Origin of the sequence: Halopenitus sp. POP-27 (genome assembly GCF_029889855.1) — an archaeon.
GTDB lineage: Archaea > Halobacteriota > Halobacteria > Halobacteriales > Haloferacaceae > Halopenitus > Halopenitus malekzadehii.
In genome coordinates, this window is the sequence record NZ_JARANU010000005.1 from 1 (window position 1) to 26,044 (window position 26,044).

A 26,044-nucleotide genomic window follows, 5' to 3' on the forward strand; every position below is an offset into this window, starting at 1 on the left:
CTACCCGATAGTCCCCCCTGCGCATACCGAACCAACCGTGTGAACGGGTAAAAGGTTGTCTGGGGATCGGCCGGCCGGGGCGGTGGGCGGGATGGGGAGGATAAGCCGGTTCCGGGACCCGAATCGCTACGTCGACACCAAGGCGTCCTCGAGACGGTCGATCAGGGACGTCGATCCGACGTGCAGCGGGACCCGCTGGTGGACTCCCTCGGGTGGGACGTCGAGGACGTCCTGCACCCCGTCCGAGGCGGCGCCGCCGGCCTGCTCGATGATGTAGGCGATCGGATTGGCCTCGAACTGAAGGCGGAGCTTGCCGTTCGGCGCGTCCTCGAGCGCGGGGTACGCGAAGACTCCGCCGTAGGTGAGCACCTGGTTGACGTCGCCGACCATCGCGCCGCCGTAGCGCAGTTTCAGCTCCGATTCGATCTCGCGGGCGTACGCCTCGAAGGCCGGCGGCCAGTCGGGGACCCGACCGCCGAAGCCGTAGACCGTGGGGTCGTCCGGGAGCGTGACCGACTCCGCGACGACCGTCCGGTCGACGCCGTCGTCGGCCGGTTCGACGACCTCCTCGCGGACGCCGTCCTCGGTCGCGACGACCATCGTCGTGATCGGGCCGTAGAGGACGTACGCCGCGCCGACGAGGTCCCGTCCGGACGCCGGGAGCGGGGCGTCGTAGACGCCGACGACGGTTCCCATCGCGTTGTTCGACCGGAGGTTCGAGGATCCGTCGAGGGGGTCGATCGCGACCGCGAGGCCGTCACCGACGTCCGCGGGCGATTCGCGCTCCTCGCTCGCGAACTCGCCCACTCTCTCGACCGCCGCGAGGCGGTCCGCAAGGAGGTCGTCGGCGTAGACGTCCGCGGCCATCACGGTCTCCCCGGACGGGTTGTCGGTGCCGCTCTCGACGCGCCGTCCGGGGAGTGCGGCCCGGATCTCGGGGGCCGAGCGGGCGATGACGTCGACGACCGAGTCGACGACCGCCGCGACGTCCCGGTCTGGTGTCCCGGACATCACTCCGCCGCGTCCGGGTCGCCGCCGGCCTGCCGCAGCGCCTCGGCAGCCGACAGCTCCTCGAAGATGACGCCCTCGAGCGCGTCGAGAAGCTGGGTCGGGTTCTCACGCTGGAAGACGTTCCGGCCGACCGCAAGCCCCTTGGCGCCGGCGTCGATCGCCGACTCGACCGTCTCGAGGAACGAGAGGTCGTCGGTCTTCGAGCCGCCGGACATCACGACCTTCGTCGGGCCCGCCATCCGGACGGCCTCGGCCATCGCGTCGGCGGAGCCGGGGTACTTCACCTTCGCGACGTCGGCGCCGAGTTCGAGGCCCTGGCGGGCCGCGTAGGCGATCGTGTCCGAGCTCGTGTCGTTCTTCAGCCCCTGTCCGCGCGGATACGACCACATCACGACGCCCATATCGTGTTCGCGGGCGTCCTCCTGGGCATCGCGGAACTCCTCGGCCATCTCGATCTCGTGGTTGGAGCCGCCATAGAGGGTGAACCCGATGGCGTCGGCGCCCAGATCGGCGGCGTACTCCACCGAGCAGTTGACCGCCGAGTCCGGCTCGCCCATCCAGAGGTTCGAGGTGCCGTTGAGCTTCAACAGGAGGGTCACGTCGGTCTCGTAGTATGGATAATACGCCTCCGCGACGCCCTTCTGGACCGCCAGCGCGGTCACCGCGTCGTGGGTCGCGAGCTCGAAGACCCGTTCGGGGTCGGCGGTCTCCGGGTTCGGTTCGAAGTCGACCGGGCCGTGTTCGAGTCCGTGGTCGTACGCCAGGATGAGGATTTTCCCGTCTCGCGTGATGGCGTCGTCGGCGTGCTGGATCATCGTTTGTCGATCCGGCAACCGCCATCAAAAGCACTACGGTACCATCCCTGGCGGCGTATCACGGGTGCTGGCGGTGCGTCGCCGTCGACGGCGGCGTCCCCGCGGCGCGTCGTGGGCCCGTGGACTGTGGACGGTGGGCCGTGAGTCCGGCGTCCGCACACCGCCCTCCCGGACTCAGTCGCTCGCCGAGCGTGCCGCCTCGTGCCATCCACTCACTCGATCGGCGTCGACGTCCAGCACGTCCGCGACGTGGTCGGGGTCGGCGGTTGCGAGGCTTCGAATCGACGTGATCCCGGCCTCCGAGAGGAGGTCGGCGCCGGAATCATCGACCGCCTCGAGGTCGGTGACCGGCGTGGGCCGGGACCGCTCCCGCCAGGCGGCTTCCGCCGGGACGAACTCCGTGGACCGGTCGTCGAGGCCGGGCCAGTCGCCCGGAACCCAGTCGCCGCTCCCGGAATCGGTCCCGGAGTCAGTCCCGGATTCGGTTCCGGAGTCGGGAACGGACTCGGCCGTCGGCCCACGATCGTCGGCGTTCGATCCGCCGTCGTCGGTCCCCGATCCGTCAACCCAGTCGCCGGCGGAGGCGGCGATCCAGTCGGCCTCCGCACGGCCGAGCCCGCGGATCTGTGTCGATCGACTCTCGAGCCCCTCGCCGGCCTCGAAGGACCACGACAGCGAGTGCTCGCGGCGAATCTTGGCGGCGACGCCGGGGTTCACGCCGGTATCGACGAGCGACCGATAGGAAACGCGCTTTGCGGTGACGTCGGTCGCATCCACGCCGGCAGCCTCGAGCTCGGCTGCCGTCGCCGGGCCGATCCACCGGAGCTCGGTCAGGTCGGTGGTTGAATCATCCGACGATGTTTCGCTCACGAGCGGTCACCAGGTACCGGTCGTTCGTCGATCCGATACTTCAACGTTTCTCCGCGTGTCGGCTCGACGACCGATCGGACGTCGAGGGCGAACGCACGCGAGGACGGCGAGTTCCGGCGCGGTTCATCGGCGATGACGGCACGGCCGCGGGCGCCGTCATCCACGAGGAGTCGGACCCGTTCCTCGACCCGCTTCCCTGAGGGCGCAGGCGTCCCGGTGACCCTCTCGATCACCCGCCGTGTTCACCGTCGCCGTCGTCGCTTGCGGTCCACCGGCGTGCACCCGGAAGCACCCCGATGATCGAGGTGACGTATCCGAACCGGAACAGCCCGAGTTGCGTGAGGATCCCGAGGATCAGAACCGCGAGGAAGGCCGGGGCCGTCGGGTCGAACAGCAACGGGTCGAGCGCGATCGGGTCGGTTGCGGCCCCGAAATCGGCGATCGTCAGCGAGCGTGAGGCGAAGGCGGCGCCGATGAAGCCCGTCGAGAACACGAGGGTCGTCCGCGTGAGGACGAACCCGAGGAGGGCGCCGACGGCCACCCCCGCCAGCGTCGCCCCAACGAGCGGGAGCAGCCCCTCGACGTAGAACGGGCCGACCGCGAAGCGACCGAGAAAGGCGCCGACGATCGCGCCGATTCCGAGAACGGCCATCGAGAGCCCCGCGTACGCGAGGAACGCGCCAACCGCGCCGCCGATCGCGACCGCGCCCGCGGAGAGGAGGCCGCCCTCGAGCGTCAAAACCCCGGCCAGGCTCGGCGCGAGGATGTATCCGACGCCGCCCCCGACGAGGAACCCCGTGAGCGTGACGGCGTACACCGACACCGCAGCCCCGACGAACGCCAACACCAGCCCGACGAGCACCAACGCGACGTCGATCCCTTCGAGAGCGGCAATATCGACCATATGTCCGATCCCGCGCGATGCCACTTAAAAACACGCCGTCGCAAGTGACGGGGTCCGGAACGACGGCGTCGTGGCCGACCTCGTCTCCGGCTTCGCGGCTACCCGCTCCACTCGCCGCCGATGTCGCCGACGACGTTCTCCCGCCAGTCGTCGAACCCCGACTCACAGTCGTCGTTCTTCCGGATGTGGTCGATGAAGCCGGCGCCCGGGTCCGGCAGCGAGGCGCCACAGAAGGGACAGTCGGTCGGATCGGTCCAGGTCGGGTCCGGCGTCGTGGACGGTTGGGTCGACATATCCACCGTTACCCACCGAACCAACTTATAACTTGATTATAGGACATATATTGGGGAATTTAGGAAATAAAACACACCTACATCGGGCTAAGATATTATGTTTGTGGTCTTGTATCCGAATTAAAAATACGTATATGGAGTTCTGCACCTCCATTTCCATCGAGTCTCGTTCCCGGTTCGTTCCCGGTCCGGTGGTCCGTGAGGACCGTATTTTCGATTCACTGATACGACGACACCGCGCCGGGTGGTTTATGTATGCACACCCGTAATCCGGACTTATGACTACGCGACGGTCGATCATCGGGGGGATCGGTGCCGCGACGATCGGATCGACGAGCGGTTGTCTCGGGTTTCTCACAGGATCGGAGCCGCTCGAGGAGAGCGCACGTCCGGCCCGTGTTCAGTCGAACGTCTCCGAGTCGACCGGGTACGAACTCCAGGGGATCGAGGAGCAAACGCTCGAGGAGACGTTCGAGATCGCCGGTCAGGAACGGACGGTGGTCGCCACGAACGCCGTCGCGACGTACGAGAAAGCCCTCGAGATACCGCTTCTGGGAGAGGCGCGGACCGGCGTGTTCGCCGTCGTCTCGACGCCGGCCTTCGAGATCGCCGGCCAGTCACTCAACCCGGTCAGCGACTACGACGAGGCCGAACTCGTCGAGCTGGTCGCCTCCCAGTACGAGGGATTGCGCGTGGGCAGCCAGCGGGCACGGACCACGGCCACCACGCTCGGCAGCGACTACGAGGTCGCGATCTTCGCCGGCACGGCAACCTTCCAGGGTCAGGAGGTCGACGTGAACGTCCACACCGGATCGCTGAGACACGAGGACGACTTCCTCATCCCGGTCGGCATCTACCCGCAGGAACGATCCGACCAGGAGCGGGCGCACGTCGAGACCCTGCTCGACTCGCTCGAGCACCCGGCCGAAGCCTGACCCGGTTGGGTGTCGAGCCGGCATAGGGGATGGGCCGCCCGGCGATCGGCTCCACAACCGACGACCGGTTCTCTCAGCCGATTCGCTCCGGCCGATTCTCTCCGGCCGATTCACTCCGGCGACCAGCGAACGTCCGAGAGCGTCCGCTGAACCGCCTCCTCGCCGATCGACTCCGCGAGGCGTTCGAAGCCGCCGCGGACCGCCCGGTCGTCGGCGTTCGCGACGAGCCGCGAGACGATGAACTCCGGCGTCGACTTGCCGACGGTTCCGAACCGCGGCTGGTAGTCCACCTGCAGGGCGAGATCCTGCGTGAGTCCCTCGGCGAAGATCCCGTCGATCCGCGCGCGCTCGGGCAACGGACTCAGGTCGTCCGCGAGGTGGGTGACGTAGACGCCGAGCGCGCCCCGATCGACGGTCAGGTCGACGAGCCCGTTCAACAGGTCGGCCGCCCGCCCGGGTTCGGTGATCGCCTCGAACTCGTCGACGAGCATCAGGGTCCGTCCCGACTCGACCAGCGGCGGCACGACCGACTTGAGCGTCGACTCGAGCACCCCGGCGTTGAAGGAGGCGTGGCGTCGGTGGAAGACGATCCGGTCGAATCGGCCGACTTCGGCGTGCTCGGCCGGAACGGGAAGCCCCATCGCGGCGAGCAGCGCGACCGCACACAGCGTCTCCAGCAGCGTCGTCTTTCCGCCGGAGTTCGCGCCGGTGAGAACCGTCACGCGGTCGCCCGTCGGCGGCACCGTCGAGGGCGATGTCGGCCGCGGTGCGGAATCGGTCGATCCGGCAGATTCGGTCGTGCCGGCCGATTCCGACTCGATCGAGTGGTCCCCGACCGCGTAGGTCACCGGTTCGACGGATCCCTCGATGAAGAGATTTCGTGCGCGAAACACCGCAATCCCGTCGTCGACGAGCTCCGGCCGGCGAAGGTCCTCCTCGGCCGCGAACCGTCCCAGCGAGAGCAGGAAGGCCACCTCCGAAACGACCTCGACCGCGGTCTCGACGTCGCCGTCCGCCCCGTGGATCCGGTCGCGAAGGTCCGTGACCACGGTCGCCTCGCGCCCGGTGACATCCTCGGCCAGCTCCTCGCGCAGCGTCCGCAGCGTCCCCGAGACGAAGTCGGCCGCGTCGACCGCGTCCTCGGGGGCGGCGGCCCGTATCCGACCGGGATCGATGGACGTCCGCGTCGCCACGTGATCGATCACGCCGCCTTTGAACGACTCGAAGTCGCGGACCGACCCGTCCCGGACGTCGTCGATCACGTCGAACGCGGACGACTCGAGTTCCGCCGCCGTAGCGAGCTGGTCACGCAACCGGTCGAGTTCCGCGTCGGCGCCCTCGAGGACGTCGACCTCGGCCTCGTCCGCTCGGCCGGCCTCGCTCGGCGACTCCCGGAGATATCCCAGCGCGCCGGCCGCGTCCCGGAGCGTCTCCGGGTCGAGATCGGCGAGCGGGGCGAACGGCTCGCCCGCGAGATCGACCTCCCGAAGCGTGATCGCGGTCTCCACGGCGGCCCGGTCGGTGCCGCCGGCCTCGTCGTAGGCCGCGAAGGCCTCCCGAACCCGTTCTCGGTCCGCCTCGGGAAGGCCGCCCCACGCGTCCCGCGCCGCGAGGACGTCCGTGAGGCGGTCCTCGATCCGGTCACGGTCGGCAAGCGGGGTGAGCACGCGTATCCGGTCGGCGGCGTGCTCGGTGAGCGCGTAGCCGGCGGCACGCGCGAGGAGATCGTCGTAGACCGATCGCGTATCGCCGGTCGCGAGCACGTCCATTTCGGCTTCGCCGGCGGCACGACGGAGGATCCGCGTCGCGCGGCCGCGCGGGATCCCCGCGTCGACGAGCGCGCGGACGTCCGCGGACTCGATCGCGTCGATGGCCGCCTCGGTGCCGAGTTCCGTCGTGAGCTGCTCGCTCGTCTTCGGGCCGACGCCCCAGTAATCCGCCAGTCGCATACGCGTTCGTCTCGACGCGGCTGCTTGTGGCTTTCGCCGATCCTGGCGTCGTGAGTCGTCGGTCGCCGCGCCGGAATCGGCCTCGCGCCGGACGCCATCGGCCTCGCGATGACCGTCATCGGACTCGCGATCGGTCCACGGACGGTGGCTCCCGTCAGACGTCCGTCGGCCGGACAACCAACCCTTAATAGGTATGCTGGTAACCACGTGTGTATGGAACCAACGCCAGACGAGATCACGAGCCTCGTCGGTCGCGAGGTGTACTCGAACAACGGCGTCTTCGTCGGCGAGGTCGAGGACGTCCGGCTCGACCTCGACGCCGAGGCGGTCACGGGACTCGCGCTCGCGGAGCTGAACGGCGAGCTCTTCCGGTCGCGCGTCCAGCCCGGTCAGGGCGTCATCGTCCCGTACCGCTGGGTGCGTGCGGTCGGCGACGTCATCCTCATCAACGACGTGATCGAGCGGCTCGACGTCGAGAGCGACGAGGACGTCGACGAAGCGGTCGCGTAACTCCCGATTGAACCCGCTCGGACGGAGGACCGTTCCCGGACGAGGATCCTCGGACTAGGACCCGTTCGATCCCTCCGAGCCCTCGACGCCCATCGCGTCGAAGAGCTTGCGGCGGACCGCTTCCTCGGTGAGTTGCAACAGGGTGTCCCGATTCTCCTCGCTTGCCTCGATCCCGGTGAAGATGCCGAGCGGGATCTCGACGGACCCCTGCGTGGAGTGTCCGGCCGCCTCGCCCATGTCCTCGAAGGCGTCCTGGAGGACGTTTCCGATGTTGATCCGGATGTCCTTCGAACGCGCCGCGAGGTAGATGTGTTCGTCGGCGACGCCGAGCACCGCGGTCGTCGTGATCCCCTCGAGGTTGAGCAGGTGTTGGGCCGCCTGCGAGAGGGCATCGCGATCGCGGATGAAGCCGGCACTCGAGAAGAGGTGGCTGCCCTGCACCTGGCGGTTCTGGATCGCTTCCGCGAGCACGTCGAGCGTCTCCGGCGACATCGAGGGGGACTCGACCTGCTCGAGGGTGTCGTGGTTCGCGAACGGGTGGAGATAGGCCGCGGCGGTGAGATCCGCCGGCGTCGTGTCGCGTTTGAAGTCGAGCGTCTCGGCCCGAATGCCGTACAGCAGGGCGGTCGCGACCGCCTCGGAGGGTGACAGGTCGAACTCCTGGAGGTATTTCGTGAGGATCGTCGACGTCGAGGAGACGTTGGTTCGGATGTCGACGAACCGAGCGTTGTACTCGTGCTCGGACTCGAAGTGGTCGATGTACACGTCGACGTCTGCGTCGAGGGTCATCTCCGGATCCCCGGATTTGGCGTGGTCCACGAGCGCGACGGTCTCGTAGTCGGCAAGCGGGGGGGCCTCCGCCCGGGAGCGTAACTCGATCCCGAGAAGGTTCACGAACGCGCGGTTCTCCTGGTGGCCGACCTCGCCCGGGTAGATGATGTGGGCCTCGACGTCATACGACTCCGCGATCGCCTGCAGCGCGGTCGCGGAGGCGATCGAGTCGGGGTCGGGATTGTCGTGGGTGAGGATCGCCATCTCGCCGTCGGTCTCGGTGAGGATGTCGGCGAGCTGGCGCGCCATGTACTCTAACTCGCCGGTCTCGAGCGACCGCAGCGCGGAGTCGGCGATCACCGTCGAGGGGTTGATCACCACGTCCGCACCCAACTCGCGCAGCTCGTCCTCGCTGACGGGGTCGGAGGCCCGGACGACGACGTAGTGGTCGTCGCTGCGCTCCCGGAGCGCCGTCACCGCGTCCTTGTTCGCCTCGACGTCGGAGGCCAGGATGAGGACGATGTCCCGGTCGTTGACGACGTCGGCGACGCTCGGGTCGGCGATGTCCTGCACCTGGGCGTTGAGGTCCTGGTCGCGGAGCGCCTCGACGCGACTCTCGTCGCGGTCGAGAATCAACACGTCCTTGTCGCGCTCGGTCAGCGATTCGGCTACCGCGTGGCCGACGCTTCCGCAGCCGAGGATCGCGTATCGCGTCCGTGCCGTTCCGCCACGCCCGGTACTCATTGGTACGCAGGTTCCGGCGGCCCGACACTTAACAGGCGCGCTTGCCTCCCTCGGTATCATCGCCGATACCCGGTCGGTTCCTCGATCGATGCGACGGCGGCCGTCGGTTCGATCGGAGTCCCCCGACGCCGTCGGGGCGGCGGCCCGCGAGGGCAAGACGAAAGTCCTTTTATGATGACCCGGATAGGTGCTCGTGAGGGCCGGTAGCTCAGTTAGGGAGAGCGACGGACTCTTAATCCGTCGGTCGGGGGTTCAACTCCCTCCCGGCCCGTGCAACGAGACGGTGAGCAACGCGAACCGTCGAGTGAACCGTTCCCGGACGCCGTATCGATCCCTCCCTGCACTCACAGTCCGCGTGAGAAACACGGAGGTAACTCATATCTGCAGAATGCCACGCTGATTCTTGATGATCCGTTCCTGCATTGCTTCGAGCTTGATGAAGTGACACAGTGGGTTCCCTGTACCGAGCGATTCCCGTTTGGTGTGAGGACTCTTCCAAAACACCCTCGGGTTGCTGACTGCTCGGCTGCTGGATTGCTGACTCTATCGACGGCACTGCAACCGGCGGCTACCCGGCCGACTCGACCTCGCCGGTGATCGACCTGACTGCGGGAAACAGCGCGAGGGCGATCAGGATCTCCATCCCGCCGACGACGAGGAACGCCGTCAGGTAGTCGAACCCCTCGGTGACCGTTCCGCCGACGAGAAACCCCGTCAGAAAGCCCAGCGATCCGAACACGTTGAACAGTCCCATCGCCGCCCCGCGTTCGGCGACGCCGACCAGATCGGTCACGAGCGCCATCGTCGCCGGGGCGACCAGCGCGCCACAGACCCCGACGAGCACCATCAGCCCGGCGGCGATCGGGTACGTCGGTGCCAGGCCGACCGCGATGATGACGAACCCGTAGGCGATCGACCCGACGACGACCGGCAGAAACCGGCCGATCCGGTCCGAGAGCACGCCCATCGGATACTGGAGGATGGCAAACGGGAGGAAGAACAGTGCCAGCGTCAGTCCCGCGCCGAACGCCGACAGCTCGAAGGCCCCCTCCTGGAAGTAGTAGACGCCCACGAGTGCGAAGAAGCCGGCGGTGAGCCGGTCGATGAACCCAAACGCGAACGGGACGAGCAGACCGGGGACCGAGCGGATCCGGGCCAGCACGTCCCTGAAACCCGGATCATCGGCCGTCGCGGGGTCCGGGTCGTCGACCGCCGTGACTCCCCGATCGTCGGCTGCGTTCGGGTCGGCGTTGCCGGCGCGGTCGGTCACGGTCACGGCGAGCAGCGCGGCCAGAAACAGCACCCCGGCGCTCGCGTAGATCGGGTAGAAGGGGTCGACGTCGGCGAGTCCGCCGCCGACGACCGACCCGAGGGCGGCCCCGAAGCCGATCGCGACCCCGGCCGCGCCCATGTTCCGACCGTGCCCGCCATCCAGATCCATCAGCATCGTGATGCCGAGCGAGAACGCGCCGATCGTGAACGCGCCGCCGACGAGGCGAACGAGCAGCGCCGTCACGAAGTCGATCCCGAGCTGCGGCGCCAGTGCGAGCGTCAGATACGCGGCGGCGCCGCCGAGCGCACCGACGACCACGAGCGACGCACGCCGACCGAGCGTGTCGCTGACCGCACCCCACACGCCGGCGAAGGCGACGAATGCGGCGAACTCGGCGGTGAGGAACCACATCCCACCGCTCACGCCGTTGCTGCCCGCCGGCGCGCCGAGCGCGTCGACGATGGCGGGGACGCCGGGATAGACGAGGACCTGTGAGACCAACACGAGCCAGACGACCGCGGCAAGCCGGCGGCGATCGGGTCCGTGAGCCGAGGGACTGCGTGCGGGCGTCCGGTGGAGGGTACTGGAGCCGATCGATCGAAGCCGATCGATCGACCGACCGAGACGACTCATGGTTGGTCGTTCGGGAGACGGGTGGAAAGACGCATCGGGTCGGGACGCGGCCGGGTGCCGCGAGCAGTCGTCACCGTGCGTTCTCGATCGCGGTCGCAACGGCGTCAGCCGTCGGCTCAGCGACGGGATCCCCGTTTACGAACACCGTCGGAGTGGCCTCGACGCCGCGGTCGATCCCGGTCTGTCGGTCGCTGGAGACGACCGTCTCGTACGTGCCGTGCTCGCCGTCACGGATCGCGGGACATGGGTCGGCGCCGGCTTCCTCGGCGGCGTAGCCGACGACGTCCCAGGAGTACGACTCGTGGTGTTCGAAGGCCGTCTTGGCGAACGAGAAGAACGCCTCGTCGTCGAGCCGATCCTGGACGCCGCGGGCGGCGCTTGCGACCCCGAGCGACCACGTGTCGTCGACCGGGATCGGGAAGTCCCAATGCTCGTACCGGATGGTTCCTGGGTCGGCGTACTCCGACTCGATCGTCGGCGCCTCCTCCAGCTCCCAGGTCGCACAGTGGGGACACGCGAAGTCCTTGAAGACCGCGACGGTGACGTCGGCGTCCGGGTCGCCGAGGACGGGGCGTGGGAGCTCCGAGGGAGCATCGGCCGGCGAACTCGTGTCACAGTCGTAGTCGGGGACGTCCGAGCCGCCGCCGAGGCAGCCCGCGACGCCGATCGTCGCGGCGGTCCCGACGGACGAGAGGACGGTACGGCGGGATGAACGCATACACCCGGATCGGTGGCGCGGACACTTATCGGCTCCGAGAGCGATCGACGCCGTTCGGTGACGCATCGACAACGTTCAAGTCGACCGATCACGTAGCCGACGTCGAATGCAGATATTCTCCTCCCGGGCCGATCGGTGGCGCGGCCTCGTCGGGCTAGCCCTCCTGCTCGTTGCGTTCGGAGCCCTGTATCTGCTGTTGCGGCGATACGCCCCGTTCGTCTTCGACGCCGCGGAACTGCGGGTCTGGATCGCCCAATTCGGCGTGTTCGCACCGTTGGTGTTCGTCCTCATCCAGGCCACCCAGGTCGTCGTCGCGCCGATCCCGGGACAGATCGTCGCGCTCGTGTCGGGGTACCTGTTCGGATCGGTATTGGGAACCGTCTACAGCCTAACCGGCGTCCTCATCGGCAGCGCGATCGCCTTCTCGCTCGCAAAGCGGTTCGGCCGGTCGTTCGTCGAGGATATCCTTCACGAGGACGTGATCGAACGCTTCGACGGGTTCGTCGAGCGCGTCGGGATCCCCGGGCTGCTCGTGTTCGTGTTGATCCCCGGGCTGCCCGACGACGCGATCTGCTTTCTCAGCGGCCTGACGACGTTGCGGCTACGGACGTTCATCGCGATCATCAGCGTCGGTCGGCTCCCCGCATACGTCCTCACCGTCTACGCCGGCGGCGAGTTCGCGGACGGTCAGATCGGAACGGGACTGCTGCTCATCGGGATCATCATCACGGCCTCGGTGGTCGGCTACTTCAAGCAGGACGCCATCCGCGAACTCCTCCAGCGGGCAGAGCCACGCCTGCCGTTCTGATGGGTTGGGTGGTGTCATCCACCATCCACTCGCCGATGTCCTCGGGGCCCCGAGATCACTCGTCGATACTCTTGGGAGACCCCGTCTCGTCCCTGACCACCCAATAGGTCGATCGGGACTCGATGAGCGCGCCCCGGCGAACCCCCGCCTGCAACAGCTTGTTCGTCCGGTCGGGGTCGATCCCCGCGGCGGCGACGAGGTCGGCAAGCTCCGGAGCTGTACTGCCCGGACGATCGGCGACGAGGCCGACGACCGTCTCGATGTCGCCGGCATCGATGGGGGGCATATCGGTGCTACGGCGTCGAGGGGGTTGGGTCTGACGGCGTCGAGGGGATATCTCCAATAGTGCCGACCGGGGTCGAACATCGACCGGGCGCCGTACGTCCTCGCGGGTCACCGCAGTCGCTCGTGTTCGACCTTCATACAGCGGTCCTGCACGACGGCGATCCCCGCAGCGGCCGCGCGTTCGGCGGCGTCGTCGTTGCGGATCCCGAGTTGGAGCCAGAGGCCGTCGACGTCTCCGGCCACCTCGCGCCGTTCGAGGACGTCGTCGACGACGCCGGGAACCGCTTCGCTGGGTCGAAACACGTCGACGACGTCGATCGTGACGTCTCGCGGAACCTGCGTCAGGGAGTCGTAGGCCGGTTCACCGAGGATGGTGTCGGCGTTGGGGTTCACCGGAACGATCCGGTAGCCGTTCTCCTGGAGGTACTTGGGTATCCGGTGGGCCGCCTTCTCGGCCGTGCTTGAACACCCCACGACGGCCACCGTTTCGGCGTCGAGCAGCGCGTCTATCCGTTCCTCGAGAGGCGACGCCGGGTCGGGGTCGGTTGCGTCGGGGTCGGTTGCGCTGGAATCGGCTGTGTCAGGATCGTTCATATTACCAGTAGGCGATCCCGGGCTAAAAACGGACGGGCAACTGCGGCCTCGATCGGCGACGGTTATAGCTATGTATCACCGAGGCACATATTAACAATCGACTATATTTCTGACGAGTAATGAATCATTCATCCGACGTTTCGACCCATATATAAGTGAATAAATAGATATATATGTACCCATTGATTGTTCTATAGTGGTATGTCATCCAAACGAACACGACGTCGATTCCTCGAAGTAACGGGTGCGGCCGGCCTCGCCGGTCTCGCCGGTTGTAGCGGCAACGGAAACGGCAGCGGCAACGGAAACGGCGGCGGTAACGGCGACGGCAACGGTAACGGCGACGGCAACGGTAACGGCGACGGCAACGGCGGAACCGAAAACCGCCTGAGCTGGCACGCCGGTGGCACGGGCGGGACCTACTACCCGCTCTCGAACGAGTTCAAGACGGTCGTCGAGGCCAACACGGACTTCTCGCTGAACGTCCAGTCCACGGGTGCGAGCGTGGAGAACGTCGGCAGTCTCGCCGACGGCTCCGCCCACTTCGCGCTCATCCAGAACGACATCGCCTCCTTCGCGAAGAACGGGACGGGCATCGACGCCTTCCAGGACAACCCGATCGAGAACCTCCAGGGCGTCGCAACGCTGTACCCGGAGACGATCACGCTCGTCACGCTGGCGGAGAACGACATCTCCACCGTCGGGGACCTCAGCGGCGCGACGATCAACACCGGCGACCTCGGATCGGGGACGCAGGTCAACGCGCTGCAGATCCTCGAGTCGCTGGGCATTGAGGACTTCACCGAGCAGAACGCCGGCTTCTCGCAGGCGTCCGAACAGCTGGCCAACGGCGACATCGACGCGGCCTTCGTCGTCGGCGGCTGGCCCGTCGGCGCCATCGAGGACCTCGCGAACACCAACGACATCGAGATCGTGTCCATCGCGGGCGAGAACCGCGAGGCGGTCAAGGCGGACGCCTCCTGGTTCGCGAACGACACCATCCCCGCCGGCACCTACAGCGGCGTCGACGAGGACGTCGAGACCGTCGCCGTCCAGGCGATGATCGCGACGCATTCCGACGTGCCCGCCGACACCGTCGAGACGGTCACCGCGGCCATCTTCGACAACCTCGACGAGCTCTCGATCAAGACGGACTTCATCACCGCCGACAGCGCACAGGACGGGATGTCCATCGAACTGCACGACGGCGCAGCAGCGTACTTCGACGCATAGACGACCCACGAGACGTCAACGCGTACGCAGCGCAGACACGGGCTGACACGACGGGGACGCGAACGCGACCCCGAGTCGGTCCGCCCTGTACCGCGTCGGTCCCGTGCCACCACGGGGCGGGACGCGTTTCAAAAGCGTTTCAAAGCTGATCCGTCGACTAACATCCGGAAATATGGGCCGCCTTTCTTCACTGACCGCCCGGACCGCGCTCAGTCTGGCGGTCGTCCTCGCGATCGTCGGCCTCGTGGCGAGCGCTCCCGTCGGAAGCGTGCTGGTCGTCGAGGACGTCCACACCGGCGAGCGCTACCTCACGGAGTCGGTCGGCGAGGGGAGCACGGTGGCCCTGGAGTACACCCACAGCGTCGAGAAGTCGCGCGTCTACGACGAGTACCGGGTGGACGGTGACACGCTCGTGAACACGCGGATGGAGTTCGAGTCCTACGGCTGGGGGCTCCCGTCCCGCGTCGACGTCACGACCGTCAACGGGACCCTCGTCTATGACCCCGCGGAACCGATCACCGAGCTCGACAGCCTCTCCGTCTCGCCGGGGCGGATCGCCGACCACACGCTGATCGTCGACGGACGACGTCACGACCTCGTCGCGGCGACTCGTGGCAACGACGTCACCATCCACATCGAACAACGGTCGCTTCTCGAGATGATCCTATGACCACGACCCACCGAACGGACGGCGGCATCGACGACCCGAACGACGGCGATTCCGGGGACTCAGCTGACGCGGCCGCGCCGGCGGCCGAGGAAGTCTCCCGTGAGGAGGCCGAGGAGCTGATCGAGGAGATCGAACGCCGCCGCTCGCTACAGGGGATCGCCGCGGTGGCGGTCGCCGCGATCGGGATCCTGTTTTCGATCTTCCAGCTGTATCTGGCCGCACGGAGCTTTACGTTCACGATCTGGCTCCCGACCGTCGAGATCGGCGGGCTCTCGCTCGCGCCCATACAGGTCTCCTTACAGCTCCTACAGGCGAACGCGATCCACGTGGCATTCGCGCTCGTGCTCACGTTCCTGCTGTTCCCTGGGAGTATGGGTGACGGAATCGTATCGCGGAACGTCGGTCGGATCGTCCCGGCGATCGCGAACCGGCTCGGCGATCGGAACCCACTCACGCGGCTGTTCGCGAGGGGTCGATCGGCGGTCCGTTGGGCGTTCATCGACCCGAACCGCGACCGGGTGACGCCGTTCGATCTCGTCTGTATCGCCGCGGCGATCCTGTCGGCGATCTACTTTCTGACGGAGTTCGCCGAGATCCAGAACATGCGCGTCTTCGGGATCGATTCGGGACGTCCGGTCACCGAGGTGTACATGTTCCTCCAGCCGATCCTCGGCGGCGTCCCGTTCGTGAGCGAGTTCTCCTACGCGATGGCGCTCGGCGTGATCGGCGTCCTGCTCGTGCTCGAGGCCACCCGACGGACGCTGGGCCTCCCGTTGATGATCATCGTCGCCACGTTCATCGTCTACGCACGCTGGGGATACCTCATCAGCGGGAACACGCCGTTCCTCGGATTGCTCGCGATCCCGGAGCTCACCTGGCCGGACATCGTACAGAACCTCTGGTACAACACCGAGAACGGCGTCTTCGGGATTCCGGTGACGGTCTCGGTGAGCTTCATCTACATCTTCATCCTGTTCGGCTCGTTCCTCGAGATGAGCGGGGCCGGCCAGTGGTTCATCGACCTCGCGTACGCGGCAACCGGCAGCCGGAAGGGCGGGCCGGCGAAGGCGAGCATCCTCGCCAGCGGATTCATGGGGACCATCTCGGGCTCGTCGATCGCCAACACCGTCACCACCGGCGCGTTCACCATCCCGCTGATGAAGCGGTCGGGCTACTCGCCGGAGTTCGCCGGCGCCGTCGAGTCGTCGGCCTCCTCGGGTGGACAGATCCTGCCGCCGGTGATGGGGGCGGCCGCGTTCCTGATGGTCCAGTACACCGCGACGCCGTTCGCCGACATCATCATCATCGCGACGATCCCGGCGATCGTCTTCTTCTTCGGCGTCTGGGTGATGGTCCACCTCAAGGCGGTCCAGGAGGGGATCGGGGGCGTGTCCGATGCGGACACCGTCTCCATGTGGAGTCACCTCACGCGCGGCTGGTTCTACCTCGTCCCGATCGGCCTGCTGTTGTACTACCTCATCATCGAACGGCTGTCGGTCTCGCGGTCGGCGTGGTTCACGCTCGTCGCGCTCGTCGCCCTGATAGCGCTCGTCTCGGCGTACAGCGACGAGACGCGCGCCCGGCTCCTCGGCGTTTTCGCGGCGATCGTCGGCGTCGAGCTGGCCAGCCACGCGATCGCCGGGGTGCCGATCACCGGGCTCGTGACCGGAAGCGGCGGCACGGGACTTCCCGTCGGGGAAGCGGCCGGCGCCATTCTCTCGCGGATCGAGTGGTACGCGATGCTTGCGGGGGTCCTGACGCTGCTCTCGAAACCGGACCTCGACGCGTCGCTGCTCGATCTCAACCCCTCGGTGCAGGAGACCGCGGCCTCGATCGGCGACCGAACCGGCCGTGACCTCGAGGAGAGCCAGCCGTTCAAGCTCGGGACGTTCGTCGTCACCTCGATGGAGCAGGGTGCCCGCACCGCGGTTCCGGTCGTGATCGCGGTCGCGGCCGCCGGGATCATCCCCGGCGTCATCAGCGTCTCCGGGCTCGGCCCGAACCTGACCTCGCTGTTGCTCGCCCTGTCCGGCGGGTCGATCGTGGTTATGTTGCTCGTGACGGCCGTCTCGAGCATCATCCTCGGGATGGGGATGCCGACGACGGTCACCTACATCATCCTCATCTCGATGCTGGCGACGCCGCTCGTGGAGTTCGGCATCCCGCTTTTGGCCGCCCACCTGTTCATCCTCTACTTCGGCGTCATCGCCGACATCACGCCGCCGGTGGCGGTGGCGGCCTACGCGGCAAGCGGGGTCGCCAAGTCCGATCCCTTCGAGACCGGCGTGAAGGCGTTCTCGCTGTCGCTGAACAAGGCGATCGTCCCGTTCGCGTTCGTGCTGGCCCCGGGGATCGTCCTACTCCGCGAGAAGGCCAACGCCGGGGAACTCCCGATCCGTGAACGCTACCGCGTGGTCGGCTTCGAGGACCTCGCGGAGCTCTCCTACTCGATCCCCGAGATCCTCGTGCCCGTCATCGGGGTCTTCCTCGGGGTGATCGCGCTCGGCGCCACCGTCATCGGAACGCTGTATACCCGCGTCGATCGCGCCGGGCGGATCGGGTTTGCGGGCAGCTCCCTGCTGTTGATGGCGCCGGGACTGCTCTCCGAGGCCGTCTTCGACACGCTCGGACTCGTCGGGATCTCCGTCTCGGTGGACGCGCTCCTGCTTGATCTCGCCCTTCGCGGCGTCGGCTTCGCGCTGTTCGCCCTGCTTACGGTTCGCAACCGCCGGAAGGCGGACGGCGAAAGCGGCGGTCCCGATACGGAAACCGACGCGGACGCGGGGGCAACCACGGTCGCCGCCGGCTCCGAGTCCGTCTGAGCCGGCCGACCCCGATCGCTGCCCCGGGATTTGGCTTCGCCAGAACACCCATTACCCCGCGGCCGAAACGATCGATCGTATGTCAAACGACCGCGTCATCGAGCTGCTCCGGAAGGCGTATAGCGACGAGATCGAGACGGTGATGAACTACCAGACGAACGCGATCGTCCTCGATGGCGTGCGCGCCGAGGAGATCAAGGAGAGTCTGCAAGTCGACATCCAGGAGGAGCTTGCCCACGCCGAACAGCTGGGCCAGCGGCTCAAACAGCTGGACGCCCGACCGCCGGGGTCCGCAGAGTTCACGGCCCGCCAGGACTCCCTCCAGCCGCCCGCGGACTCCACGGACGTCCTCTCGGTCATCCGTGGGGTACTCGACGCCGAGGAGGACGCGATCGACACCTACCGCGACCTCATCGACGCGGCCGAGGACGCGAACGACCCGGTCACCGAGGACCTCGCCGTGACGATCCTCGCCGAGGAGGAGGCCCACCGCACCGAGTTCCGCGGGTTCGAGAAGGAGTACCGGTCCGACTGAGCAGCCACCGTTTCGGCGAGGCGTCCACCGCTCCGACCGGACGTCTACCGCTTCGGTGAGGCGTCCACGGAGACGAATTCGACGTTCCGAAACTCGAACCGCGCGCCGGTTCCGGATTCGGGTTTCTCGTGCGGCGCCAGCGAGACCGTCCAGCCGTGTGCCTCCGCGATGCCGCGAACGATCGCGAGACCGTATCCCGTCCCGCCGTCCCGTGTCGAGTAGCCGCGGTCGAAGATCTCCCCGCGGATCGAGTCAGGGATACCTGGTCCGTCGTCCGCGATGTAGAAGCCGTCCGGCGGTTTACCCGTTGACCCATCCGGGAGCAGCCCGACCGTGATGGTGACGGCTTCGTCGCCGTGTTCGACGGAATCCCCGCGAGCCTGCGAGCGGGGGTTCGTCGAGCTATGCTCGACGGAATTCTCGCGAGCCTGCGAGTGGGGGCTTGTCGAGCTATGCTCGACGGAATTCCGAAAGAGGTTCTCGAGGAGGTCACGCAGCCGGCTTCGGTCGGCGTCGATCGTTCCCAGCGGCGCCTCGATCCGGAGTTCCGCGTCGCCGGTGTCGACGCCGTTCCACGACTCCCGGACGCAGTCCGCGAGATCAACCGGGGCGGTGTCGCCGATCAGGGCACCCTCCTTCGAGAGCGCCAGCAGGTCGTCGATCAGTTCCTCGATGCGCCCGAGCGAGTCGACGACGCGGTCGAGTTCGGGCGCATCGTGGTCCTCCCGGACGAGTTCGGTGTAGCCCTGTGCGACCGACAGCGGGTTCCGAATGTCGTGTGCCAGGACGTCCGCGAACTCGTCGAGCCGGTCCTTGCGCCGGCGAAGTTCGCGTTCTCGCCGTTTTCGGTCGGTGATGCCCCGGACGATCCCCGTGAAATACTGGTCGCCGTCGTGGCGATGTTCCCGGAGGCTGATGAGCGTCGGTACCTCGTGGCCGTCCTTGTGCAGCGCCGGGAGTTCGACGCCGTCCCAGTCGATGTTGCGTTCCCCGGTTTCGACGTAGGACGCGAGCGCCGCTCCGTGGACCGGCCGGAGGCGTTCGGGGATGATCCGCATCTTCGAGCTGCCGACGAGCTCCTCGGGAGTGTAGCCGAGGATGTCCTCGATCGCCGGGTTCGCGTAGACGATCCGGCTGTCGGCGTTGATCGTCAACATCCCCTCCGCGGCGTTCTCCACCAGCGTCCGATAGAACTCCCCCTCATCGACCGGGAGCGCGGTCACGTCCGCGGGCATCGCGTCGTCGGCGTCCGCGTTACCACCCGTGTCCGATCCCGTGTTCCGTCCCATTCTCCACTGATACCTCCCTTTCTACCGGAGCCGTAAACGCTTGCCGATATGTCGGATGATGGACCGGTTCGCCGTGTGAGCGCTGCAGACCGGGGCCGTCAGTCGGTCCGGATCTCGAACCGGGCCCCATCGAGGACGTCCGCGTCCGCGATCCGGATCGACCAGTCGTGGGCGGTCACGATCTGCCGGACGCTCGTCATTCCCATCCCGCTTCCGGACTCACCGTCCTTCGTCGAGAATCCGGGTGAGAACACCCGGTCACGGTCCGCCGGATCGATCCCCGGACCGTCGTCCTCGTAGACGAAGCCGGTCGCTCCTCCCTCGCGGAGTCGATCGAACCGGACGGTAACGTCGTCGCCGTCGGTATGCTCGGCTGCGTCCTCGCGAGCGTGCGAGCGGGGGTTGGTCGAGCTATGCTCGATCGAGTTCCGCAGGAGGTTCTCGAGGAGGCGTGCGAACGCGTCGGGATCGGCCTCGACGTCGACCGAGTCCGGGACGTCGATCGCCATCGAGTCGGGCGGATCGACCGCGGTGACGGCATCCTCGACCGCGTCCGCGAGCGGGACCGTCTCCGTCTCGGAGACGATCTCGCCGGTCTGCAGCGTCTCTGCGAGGTCGGCTCGAAGGGCGTCCACGCGGTCGATGGCCTCGGCAGCCCGCTCGACGTGCTCGAGGTCGCCGGTCTCAAGCGCGAGCTCGAGCCGTCCCTGAACGGCGGTGATCGGGCTCTGGAGGTCGTGTGAGACGACGCTCGCGAACTCGTCGAATCGCTCGGCGTGGTGTTTGAGTTCGCGCTCACGCTGGCGCCGCTCCGTCACGTCCTTTGCGGAAACGACGATGCCGGTGACGTCGCCGTCCGTGTGGTTCACATCACCCTCCGAGACGACCGGTCGAAACGTTCCCTCGACGGAGAACGGACCGTCATCCGTGGCGGCGTGGACGGCATCGAACTCCACGTACTCGCCCGCGGCGGCGGCCGCGACCCACTCACGGACGTCCTCGCGACGATCCTCGGGCCACCAGGGCGTTTCGGGGAACGGTTCGCCGACCAGGTCCTCGTGGTCGACCTCGACGTACCCGAGCGCGGTCGAGTTCACCGAGCGTACGGTCCCGTCCGGTGCGAGGAGTCCGACCAACACGGCGGGATCGTCGAACACCGCCTCGAACCGACGCCGGAACCGCCGAAGTTCGCGTTCACGCTCCTTCAGGGCCGTGATGTCACGGCTCTCCGGGATCAACAGCGTCACCTCACCGTCCGCGTCCGTAACCGGGTGTACGGTGAAGTCGATGATCGCCGACTCGTCGGCGCCGCTGATCGCGACCTCGGCGTGATACGGGTTGCCGTCGCGGGCCGTGTCGACCGCCTCCCGGGCGATACGCCGGGCACGATCGGACTCCGTGAACCACGGGCCCTCCCACAGCGGCGTTCCGAGCACCTCGTCACGGTCGACGCCGGCGAACGCGAGCGCCGACTCGTTGGCCTCGATGATCGTCCCGTCGGGGTCCAACAGACCGGTGAATTGGGAGGTGTTCTCGACGATCGCCTCGAAGCGGCGCTCCCGGCGCTTCGACTCGGTGATGTCGGTGATGAACCCCTCGAGAACGGCCGCATCGTCACCGATCTCGGCCTCGCGGGCGACTGCCACCTCGTCCACCTCGTGGTCGACGGACACGCCGCGACCCCGCTCCCAGACCCACCGGGTCTCGTCCGCGGCGGTCCGGATCCGGTACGTCTCCTCGAACGGCTCGCCGACCGCGATCGACGTCTGGACCGTCTCCCAGACGTCCTCCCGATCGGCGGGGTGGACCACGTCGTGGCCCCAGGTGAGGTCGCCGGACTCGATCCGGTCGGCCGAATACCCGGTGAGCGATTCACACTCCCCCTCGATCGACTCCATCGGCCAGCCCGGCTCGTTCCGACAGCGGTAGACGACGCCGGGGACGTTGTCGACGAGCGTCTCGAGGCGCCGTTGCTGTGCCCGTGCAGACCGCCGGGCGCGGTACCTATCGACGGCGTTCTCGACCCGGTTCGCGAGGATCGTGTACTGGTCGGTGCCGGACTCCTTCTGGAGATAGTCGGTGACTCCGGCGGAGACGGCCTCGCTCGCGACCGACTCGGAGCCCTTGCCCGTAAAGAGGATGAACGGAACCTCCGGGGACGACGCACGCACCGACTCCAGGAACTCGATCCCGTTTCGGCCGGGCATGTCGTGGTCCGAGACGATGCAGTCGATCGACCGCTCGTCGAACACGGCGTGGCCCTCGGAGACGCTCGTGGCGGTGACCACCTCGATCGCGTCGCTCTCCCGCTCCAGGAACGTCGCCGCCATCTCGAGGAACGCCGGGTCGTCGTCGACGTGTAGCACCTGGATGGGGGGATCCATATCCCGACGTATCGTGCCGACAACGTAATAGTGGTTCCCCATCGTGATCCGGTATCGGTTCCGGAGCGGCCAGTCCCGCGGGACCGATCTGCCGATGGCTTTTTGCCGTGATACCACCGATTCGCGCGTATGCCGCCCCTCCAGTTCGGCGTTCCGGTCGGTCCCGAAGCGGTGATCCTCGCGCTCATCGTCCTCTGGCTCGTCGTCTCGATCGGCGTGGCCTACTGGGTCTACGCCGACGCGACCGCCCGCGATGAGGAGTACGCCGTCGTCTGGGCGCTCGCGGCCGGCGTGCTTACGTACACCACGGGATTCGGCGGCGTGATCGTGATCGCCGTGTACGTCTGGCAGCGCAAGTGACCGGGGCTGATCTCGAATCATCCGGTGCGGATCTCGCGCTGACCGTGAACTATATCCCCCGCACGACCAACCCTGTGACAGGTTCGAGGGGGATCCGAAGATGGCCGACCTTGATCTCGTCGACGACTACTCGGTGCTTGTACTCGAGGAGTCGTACACGCTGCGAGGCCTCTTCGAGAGCTGGCTCGAGGGGATCGAGGTCCGGACTGTTGCCGATCCCGACGATGTCGCCGCCGCGTTCGACGCCACCGTCGCGGTCGCGTGTCTCTCCGTGACGGCACTCGATGACTCCGGCGAGGAGGTCCGCACGCAGCTGCTCACGCGAAACCCGTACTGTCAGCTCGTCGGCGTGGTGTCCCGATCGACGTCGCCCGACGAGCACGAGGCCGACTACGACGAGTGCCTCCAGCGGCCGGTGATGAAGGCCGAACTGCAGGAGGCGGTGGATCGCCGGCTCGCGTACGGGATGTACAGCAGCGCACTCCGGAAGTTCTACGACCTGAACGCGGCGTTCGTCTGGCGCCGGCGGGACGTACCGGATGAACCCACCGGAGCCGATGGCGATTCCGGCTCTGGCACCGCTGCTCGGAGCGCCGACGACGACGCCGGGGACGATGGAACCGCCACCGATGCGGTGGAACAACCGGGATGGCTGCACCGACCGGACGCACGCGACGGCACCGATTCCGATCCACTCGACGAGGGACGGCTCGAGGACGTGGACCTCGAGGAACCGATCGGCGACCTCGACCCCGACGAGATCGTCGAACGGTATCGGCGGGTCTGCAGACAGCTGGACGTACTGCAGGAACGGCTCTCGGGGGCCGCGATCGCGGAGATCTCGATGAGTATCCGGCGCCACAAGGACTACCTGACGACGCCGAGCGCCGACGTCGACCGGGGACCGCCGGCCAAACACCACCCCCGGCGCTGTCCCGCTTGCAAGCTTCCGTGGGGCGTCGACCACGGCAACGAGCTCGGGACCGGATTCACCCGGATCGCCGCCGGCGTCCGCCGGTGTACGCGGTGCCGGGAGATCGTCCACGGCCTGGGCGAGAGCGGCCGCCGGATCACGGGGCGGTGACTGTTTCGGAGCATCACGGAGGAGGATACGTCCCCGGGATTGATTACCGTGGTAGTTGTACCCGTGAGTATGAGTGCCACCCAAAGCGGGTCCACCGCCGACGGATCGAGCCTGACCCTCCCCGCGACCCCGATCGGATACGTCGCCATCGTCGCGGCCGCCGTCACGGGCATCGTCCACCTGTTGCTCGGGTCGAACGTGCTCGCGTTCAACCGAATGCTCGGCGTTCTCTTCCTGCTCAACGGACTCGGGTTCCTCGGCGGGATCGGTGTGTACCTGACCACGTACTGGCGACGGGAACTGTTCCTCGTGGCCGCCGCGTACGCCGTCGTGACGGTCGTCGCGTTCTTCGGGTTCCAGGGCGTCGGCGTCGACGCCTTCTACATGCAGGGCAGCCTCAACCCGCTCGCCGTCGTCGCGAAGGCCGCCGAACTCGTGTTGGCCGCGGTCGCGGTCGTGCTGTATACGGGCTCCGCCGAGTAGGGAACCTCACCGCCATCCCGTCGTTTCCCACCGGGCGTTCCGTCCCGTGACTCCTATCCCTCCCACTCCTCGTAGTCGCGATAGACTCCCTTCGAGAGGTATCGCTCGGAGGAGTCGGGAAACACGGTGACGACGGTATCGTGGGGGACCGCGAGGTCGCCGCGGTCGATCCGGTCGGCGATCTCCCGGGCGGCCACGCTGTTGGCGGCCGATGAGGAGGCGACGAGGTGGCCCTCCTCGGCGGCGAGCCGGGACATCTCCTCGTGGGTGTCGCGGTCCGGGATCGTCGCGATCTCGTCGACGAGGTCCGGGTCAAAGAGGTCGTTCGTCTCGATGTCGTGGGTGCCGATCCCCTCGGTCTTGTACGCCTCGTGGGGAACGTCCTCGTCGAAGAACTCGCGGTAGGCGGACCCCTCGGGCTCGACCGCGACGATGTGGGTGTTCGGATCGCGTTCGAGGAAGTACTCGGCCAGCCCCATCAGCGTCCCCCCGGTGCCACAGCCGACGACGACGGCGCCGACCTCGCCGTCGAGCGCCGCGTCGATCTCGGGTGCGGTGGTCTCGTAGTGGGCCTCGGCGTTGAGCGGGTTCGAGAACTGCTCGGGCACGATCGCGTTGTCGAGTTCCTTCGCGAGCGCGTGCGCGCGTTCGATCGCGTAGCCCATCCCCTCCTCGCTGGGCGTGTTGATGACCTCGGCGCCGAGCGCACGCATCAACTGCTGTTTCTCGACGGAAAAGCGCTCGGGGACGACGAACACCGCTTCCAGGTCGAGCCGGCCGGCCGCGACGGCGATCCCGATCCCCGTGTTGCCGGCGGTCGGTTCGATGACCGTGCCGCCGGGATCGACGTCGCCGCGTTCGAGCAGCCGTTCGAGCATATACTTCCCGATCCGGTCCTTGATGCTGGCACCCGGGTTGAACGACTCCAGCTTCGCGTACACCGGCGCCGCGTCCGGCGAGTCGTGAACGCGGACGAGCGGCGTCTCGCCGATCGCCTCGTTCACCGACGACAGCGGCTCCCGAAAGGCAGTCATACCGGAAGGAAGGACGTGGCGGCTTGTGTAGGTTTCCATCGCGCCGGTGGCGTGTCGCCATCGGTACCGTCCCGGCGCTCGCCTTCGCAACGGTTAGGGAGCTACCGACCGCAGGCTGCGGTATGACGCACGCTCTCGGCGAGTCCGACTGGGGCGACTGGCTGCCTCGCGCGATCGAGGACGCCGACCCCGAGACGGTCGCGCTGTGGTATCTCGGCTGCAACGGCTTCGCGATCAAGGGATCCGACGGGACGGTGCTGTGGATCGATCCCTACCTGGGAATCGGCGACCCGCCGCGGACGACCCGGATGATCCCCGTGCCGTTCGATCCGACCGACGTGACCGTCGGCGACGCGCTGTTCATCACCCACGAACACAGCGACCACGCACACGGGCCCTCCCAGGCGCCGATCCTGGCGAACACCGACGCCGAGTTGATCGCGCCCGACGACTCGCTTGCGGTCGCCGAGGAGGAGGCGTGGGCCGACGACTGGGACGTCTCGACCGACCAGTTCACGGCGATCACGGAGGGAGACACGCTCCGCGTCGGCGAGTTCGCCGTCGACGTCGTCCCCGTCAACGATCCCGACGCGACTCATCCGGTCGGCTACGTCATCGAACACGACTCGGGAACGATCTTCCACGGCGGGGACACCAAGCCGACGGACTCGTTCGCCGAAATCGGCGACGCCTACGACATCGATCTGGGGATCCTCGCGTTCGGGTCGGCCGGCACGATTCCGGACAAGGAGACGCGGGAGCCGAAACACACCAAGTGGTATTCGGACGAGACGGAGATCGTCGACGCCGCGAACACGCTGGAGATCGACCGACTGCTGCCGACCCATTGGGACATGTGGAAGGGACTGACGGCGGACCCGACCGCGTTGTACCCCCACGTCCGGAGCTTCGACCACCCACGACGCCTCGAGCTCGTCGAGATCGGCGATCGCGTCGATCTCTAGTCGTCGGCGTCCCAGCAACGACCTCCCCTCGGTCCGCAGTCCACCTCCAGTTCCGCAGGCCACCTCCAGTCC

Annotated in this window: 26 protein-coding genes and 1 tRNA gene; 13 read left to right on the plus strand and 14 right to left on the minus strand. The window is 67.3% G+C overall.

What is annotated here, in order from left to right; all coding sequences use genetic code 11:
• Positions 1–126 precede the first annotated feature (126 nt).
• The 3 genes from OQF70_RS04340 to OQF70_RS04350 all read right to left on the minus strand — a co-directional run bounded on the left by OQF70_RS04340 (position 127) and on the right by OQF70_RS04350 (position 2,696).
• Positions 127–1,011: a class 1 fructose-bisphosphatase gene (locus OQF70_RS04340; RefSeq protein ID WP_280536059.1), complete on the minus strand. Its 885-nt coding sequence runs from the start codon at positions 1,009–1,011 to the stop codon at positions 127–129.
• Positions 1,011–1,826 carry an aldolase gene (locus tag OQF70_RS04345; protein WP_280536060.1) on the minus strand — a complete coding sequence of 272 codons (816 nt, stop codon included), beginning with the start codon at positions 1,824–1,826 and terminating at the stop codon, positions 1,011–1,013. The genes OQF70_RS04340 and OQF70_RS04345 overlap by 1 nt, the downstream gene beginning before the upstream one ends.
• Before the next feature lie 174 nt (positions 1,827–2,000).
• Entirely contained in the window at positions 2,001–2,696 is a 696-nt protein-coding gene (locus tag OQF70_RS04350) for a helix-hairpin-helix domain-containing protein (protein ID WP_280536061.1), read from the minus strand.
• On the opposite strand from OQF70_RS04350, the gene OQF70_RS04355 reads away from it, so the two are divergent.
• Positions 2,684–2,896 (plus strand): hypothetical protein, encoded by a 213-nt coding sequence (locus OQF70_RS04355; protein WP_280536062.1) that lies wholly within the window; start codon positions 2,684–2,686, stop codon positions 2,894–2,896. The two genes, OQF70_RS04350 and OQF70_RS04355, sit on opposite strands and share 13 nt — an antisense overlap.
• Positions 2,897–2,925: 29 nt before the next feature.
• On the opposite strand, the gene OQF70_RS04360 is transcribed toward OQF70_RS04355, so the two are convergent.
• Together OQF70_RS04360 and OQF70_RS04365 are read right to left on the minus strand one after the other, a co-directional pair.
• Entirely contained in the window at positions 2,926–3,600 is a 675-nt protein-coding gene (locus tag OQF70_RS04360) for a phosphate ABC transporter permease (protein WP_280536063.1), read from the minus strand.
• A 98-nt stretch (positions 3,601–3,698) separates the two neighbouring features.
• On the minus strand, positions 3,699–3,893 hold the full coding sequence (locus tag OQF70_RS04365) for a hypothetical protein (protein ID WP_280536064.1): 195 nt from the start codon (positions 3,891–3,893) through the stop codon (positions 3,699–3,701).
• A 278-nt stretch (positions 3,894–4,171) separates the two neighbouring features.
• Here OQF70_RS04365 and OQF70_RS04370 point away from each other — a divergent pair, with 278 nt between their 5' ends.
• On the plus strand, positions 4,172–4,828 hold the full coding sequence (locus OQF70_RS04370; protein WP_280536065.1) for a DUF6517 family protein: 657 nt from the start codon (positions 4,172–4,174) through the stop codon (positions 4,826–4,828).
• Positions 4,829–4,938: 110 nt separating this feature from the next.
• Here OQF70_RS04370 and OQF70_RS04375 read toward each other — a convergent pair whose 3' ends face one another.
• Positions 4,939–6,777, minus strand: coding sequence for a DNA mismatch repair protein (locus OQF70_RS04375; RefSeq protein WP_280536066.1), 1,839 nt, complete (start codon positions 6,775–6,777; stop codon positions 4,939–4,941).
• A gap of 213 nt (positions 6,778–6,990) precedes the next feature.
• Here OQF70_RS04375 and OQF70_RS04380 point away from each other — a divergent pair, with 213 nt between their 5' ends.
• Positions 6,991–7,287, plus strand: coding sequence for a PRC-barrel domain-containing protein (locus tag OQF70_RS04380; protein ID WP_280536067.1), 297 nt, complete (start codon positions 6,991–6,993; stop codon positions 7,285–7,287).
• 54 nt (positions 7,288–7,341) lie between these two features.
• Here the strand turns inward: OQF70_RS04380 and OQF70_RS04385 are convergent, their stop codons facing one another.
• Entirely contained in the window at positions 7,342–8,802 is a 1,461-nt protein-coding gene (locus tag OQF70_RS04385; RefSeq protein WP_280536069.1) for a DHH family phosphoesterase, read from the minus strand.
• A 197-nt stretch (positions 8,803–8,999) separates the two neighbouring features.
• Here OQF70_RS04385 and OQF70_RS04390 point away from each other — a divergent pair.
• Positions 9,000–9,073: transfer RNA gene (locus OQF70_RS04390), tRNA-Lys, on the plus strand.
• Positions 9,074–9,370: 297 nt separating this feature from the next.
• Here OQF70_RS04390 and OQF70_RS04395 read toward each other — a convergent pair.
• Both OQF70_RS04395 and OQF70_RS04400 read right to left on the minus strand, forming a co-directional pair.
• Positions 9,371–10,708 carry an MFS transporter gene (locus tag OQF70_RS04395; RefSeq protein WP_280536071.1) on the minus strand — a complete coding sequence of 446 codons (1,338 nt, stop codon included), beginning with the start codon at positions 10,706–10,708 and terminating at the stop codon, positions 9,371–9,373.
• A gap of 70 nt (positions 10,709–10,778) precedes the next feature.
• Positions 10,779–11,426: a thioredoxin domain-containing protein gene (locus OQF70_RS04400; RefSeq protein WP_280536072.1), complete on the minus strand. Its 648-nt coding sequence runs from the start codon at positions 11,424–11,426 to the stop codon at positions 10,779–10,781.
• A gap of 106 nt (positions 11,427–11,532) precedes the next feature.
• Here OQF70_RS04400 and OQF70_RS04405 point away from each other — a divergent pair, with 106 nt between their 5' ends.
• Positions 11,533–12,234, plus strand: a complete 702-nt coding sequence (locus tag OQF70_RS04405; RefSeq protein ID WP_280536073.1) for a TVP38/TMEM64 family protein — start codon at positions 11,533–11,535, stop codon at positions 12,232–12,234.
• 55 nt (positions 12,235–12,289) lie between these two features.
• On the opposite strand, the gene OQF70_RS04410 is transcribed toward OQF70_RS04405, so the two are convergent.
• Together OQF70_RS04410 and OQF70_RS04415 are read right to left on the minus strand one after the other, a co-directional pair.
• Positions 12,290–12,520: a hypothetical protein gene (locus OQF70_RS04410; RefSeq protein ID WP_280536074.1), complete on the minus strand. Its 231-nt coding sequence runs from the start codon at positions 12,518–12,520 to the stop codon at positions 12,290–12,292.
• Positions 12,521–12,627: 107 nt separating this feature from the next.
• Positions 12,628–13,113, minus strand: coding sequence for a CoA-binding protein (locus OQF70_RS04415; RefSeq protein ID WP_280536075.1), 486 nt, complete (start codon positions 13,111–13,113; stop codon positions 12,628–12,630).
• Positions 13,114–13,314: 201 nt separating this feature from the next.
• Between OQF70_RS04415 and OQF70_RS04420 the strand changes: the two genes are divergently transcribed.
• The 4 genes from OQF70_RS04420 (at position 13,315) to OQF70_RS04435 (ending at position 18,373) form a co-directional block, all read left to right on the plus strand.
• Positions 13,315–14,346 (plus strand): TAXI family TRAP transporter solute-binding subunit, encoded by a 1,032-nt coding sequence (locus tag OQF70_RS04420; protein WP_280536076.1) that lies wholly within the window; start codon positions 13,315–13,317, stop codon positions 14,344–14,346.
• Positions 14,347–14,518: 172 nt separating this feature from the next.
• Positions 14,519–15,016, plus strand: coding sequence for a DUF1850 domain-containing protein (locus tag OQF70_RS04425; RefSeq protein ID WP_280536077.1), 498 nt, complete (start codon positions 14,519–14,521; stop codon positions 15,014–15,016).
• Positions 15,013–17,838 carry a TRAP transporter fused permease subunit gene (locus OQF70_RS04430; RefSeq protein WP_280536078.1) on the plus strand — a complete coding sequence of 942 codons (2,826 nt, stop codon included), beginning with the start codon at positions 15,013–15,015 and terminating at the stop codon, positions 17,836–17,838. Before OQF70_RS04425 ends, OQF70_RS04430 begins: the two co-directional genes overlap by 4 nt.
• A 79-nt stretch (positions 17,839–17,917) precedes the next feature.
• Entirely contained in the window at positions 17,918–18,373 is a 456-nt protein-coding gene (locus OQF70_RS04435; RefSeq protein ID WP_092815355.1) for a ferritin-like domain-containing protein, read from the plus strand.
• A 44-nt stretch (positions 18,374–18,417) separates the two neighbouring features.
• Here OQF70_RS04435 and OQF70_RS04440 read toward each other — a convergent pair whose 3' ends face one another.
• Both OQF70_RS04440 and OQF70_RS04445 read right to left on the minus strand, forming a co-directional pair.
• Positions 18,418–19,662, minus strand: coding sequence for a PAS domain-containing sensor histidine kinase (locus OQF70_RS04440; protein ID WP_280536080.1), 1,245 nt, complete (start codon positions 19,660–19,662; stop codon positions 18,418–18,420).
• A 98-nt stretch (positions 19,663–19,760) separates the two neighbouring features.
• The gene (locus tag OQF70_RS04445) at positions 19,761–22,046 is read right to left on the minus strand and encodes a PAS domain S-box protein (protein ID WP_280536082.1); all 2,286 of its coding nucleotides are present in this window, start codon (positions 22,044–22,046) and stop codon (positions 19,761–19,763) included.
• 129 nt (positions 22,047–22,175) lie between these two features.
• On the opposite strand from OQF70_RS04445, the gene OQF70_RS04450 reads away from it, so the two are divergent.
• From OQF70_RS04450 to OQF70_RS04460, 3 genes are all read left to right on the plus strand, one after another.
• Positions 22,176–22,406 carry a hypothetical protein gene (locus tag OQF70_RS04450; RefSeq protein WP_280536084.1) on the plus strand — a complete coding sequence of 77 codons (231 nt, stop codon included), beginning with the start codon at positions 22,176–22,178 and terminating at the stop codon, positions 22,404–22,406.
• Between the two features lie 100 nt (positions 22,407–22,506).
• Positions 22,507–23,490: a hypothetical protein gene (locus OQF70_RS04455; protein WP_280536085.1), complete on the plus strand. Its 984-nt coding sequence runs from the start codon at positions 22,507–22,509 to the stop codon at positions 23,488–23,490.
• 69 nt (positions 23,491–23,559) lie between these two features.
• Positions 23,560–23,973 carry a hypothetical protein gene (locus tag OQF70_RS04460; RefSeq protein WP_280536086.1) on the plus strand — a complete coding sequence of 138 codons (414 nt, stop codon included), beginning with the start codon at positions 23,560–23,562 and terminating at the stop codon, positions 23,971–23,973.
• Between the two features lie 53 nt (positions 23,974–24,026).
• On the opposite strand, the gene OQF70_RS04465 is transcribed toward OQF70_RS04460, so the two are convergent.
• Complete coding sequence (locus tag OQF70_RS04465) at positions 24,027–25,007, minus strand: cysteine synthase family protein (protein ID WP_280536087.1); 981 nt, start codon at positions 25,005–25,007, stop codon at positions 24,027–24,029.
• Between the two features lie 122 nt (positions 25,008–25,129).
• Here OQF70_RS04465 and OQF70_RS04470 point away from each other — a divergent pair, with 122 nt between their 5' ends.
• Positions 25,130–25,972 carry an MBL fold metallo-hydrolase gene (locus OQF70_RS04470; protein WP_280536088.1) on the plus strand — a complete coding sequence of 281 codons (843 nt, stop codon included), beginning with the start codon at positions 25,130–25,132 and terminating at the stop codon, positions 25,970–25,972.
• Positions 25,973–26,044 lie beyond the last annotated feature (72 nt).